The organism is Lacihabitans sp. LS3-19 (genome assembly GCF_024343575.1).
Taxonomy (GTDB): Bacteria; Bacteroidota; Bacteroidia; order Cytophagales; family Spirosomataceae; genus Leadbetterella.
Genome location: NZ_RJUA01000043.1, coordinates 1 through 1,875 on the forward strand (window position 1 = coordinate 1; position 1,875 = coordinate 1,875).

At 37.9% G+C, this 1,875-nt stretch carries 1 protein-coding gene; it reads right to left on the minus strand.

The window, feature by feature from the left end; all coding sequences use genetic code 11:
* Positions 1-161: 161 nt before the first annotated feature.
* A partial coding sequence (locus EGI22_RS15110; protein ID WP_255069295.1) for a tail fiber domain-containing protein occupies positions 162-1,875 on the minus strand: 1,714 nt, incomplete at its 5' end.

The following is a 1,875-nucleotide window of genomic DNA, read 5'->3' on the forward strand; positions in this document are numbered from 1 at the left end:
AATGGCTTATTCTTATTATGAAACGAAAGAACCGTCCATTTTCAAATATTGAAAATAATTTTGAAACTTAGTCAAGGAGATACTTATATTTTTTAGCCTGAAGAGAAAATAGAAAAACCACCCGAGATATTCAGGTGGTTTAATTAAAAGCTAGTTTAATATTACTTTCCTACTTCACTAGGAGAAGTTTTTACTTTTGATAGACCATCAATGTGGTTCAATCTTGCTAAAATACCGGTGATTTGGTTCTCTATTTTAGAATTATTTGATATTAATTCAGCATTTTCTTTTTTTAGATTTTCTATCATTTCTTGCTGTTCTTGCATAGCTTTAATCATTGGAGCTATTAAGTCATTGTAACGCACGGAATAGAATCCTTTGTCATCTTTTGAGAGAAGACCCAAGTCGGTCTCTGAATAGCCATATTTAGCCAATACTTGTTCCAAATCTTGGGCAATAACACCAAATTCTTGCTCTTTTTTTTCATTGCCTATTCTATGATAAAGCACTGGTGTAACATCTTTGATAAAATCTAGGCCAAGTGGGCTGGTTTGGATGTTTTCTTTCCATCTTTTGTCTGAGGTTATTGTCCATGCAACTTTAACATAAGCATCAGTTATTAGATCATCACCTATTTTTATCTGATTGCTTCCAGTAGCTGACGGAACTTGTGCGTTATTTCCAATTGCTATATTATTTGAACCAGATGTCTGAAAAAAACCAGCACCCGTTCCTAAAAAAGTATTTCTGTCTCCAGCAACTAGGAGATTACCAGCCGTGTGACCAAAGGCAGTATTTGAAGATCCAGTTGAATTCTCAAGACTTCTACGACCAAATGAACTATTTCCTTCTCCTGTGGAATTAGATTTTAGTGCATCTGAGCCAAAAGCGGCATTGTCATTGGTATTAGAAACCGCCAATGCAGACTTACCAAAAGCGGTGTTAAAGCTACCTGTTTGATTTAATTTCAATGAACCAGACCCACCACTTGTATTTTCACCTCCTGTAGAGTTATTCATTCCGGCTTCATGACCAATAGCAGTATTGTTTGTTCCGGTATTGTTACCGTAAACAACACTTCCTCTTAGGGCTTCGTTTCCTACGGCTGTGTTACCAGAGATGGCGGCACTGTTGTTCATCAGTTGCATTGCTAATCGACCCACTGCGGTGCTTCTTTGGCCTCCAACATTTCCACTCAAAGCTTGATAACCCAGGGCAGTATTATCAAAACCTGTCGTATTTAAACCCAATGCATCTTGTCCCATAGCTACATTGTATTGTCCTGAACTGTTTACTTGCAATGCCCTACTACCGACTGCCGAATTTGAGTTTCCTGATGTTATTCCCATTAAGGCTTCGTCTCCTACTGCTGTATTAAAGCGTCCTGTATTGTTTGCAGGCGTAGCACTTCCTTTTAAAGAATTAAAACCAACAGCAGTGTTATATGTCTCTTGGCCTGTAGTTCTATTATCAGCGTTAAACATTGCGTTAGATCCAACAGCTGTTGATCGACTGTTTGCTCTATTTTGGTTTAAGGCATCATGTCCAATTGCAGTATTGTCATTTCCTGTTGTGTTCAATAATAATCCTCCATTTCCAAACCCTGAATTATAACTTCCAGTTGAATTTGATATTAATGTGCCTTGTCCAAATGCTGAATTGTAATTACCTGTGGAATTGCTTGAAAGGGAAGCATAACCAGTTGCAACATTTCCGCTTCCACTTGTATTTGCCATCATAGACTCGCTTCCTATCGCAGTATTTCCCGTTCCTATATTATTAGCAGGTGTTGCACTTCCTTTCAAGGCTTCAGATCCTACCGCAGTGTTATTAGTGATTATACCTGTTGTTCTATTGTCTGCATTCAACATTGCA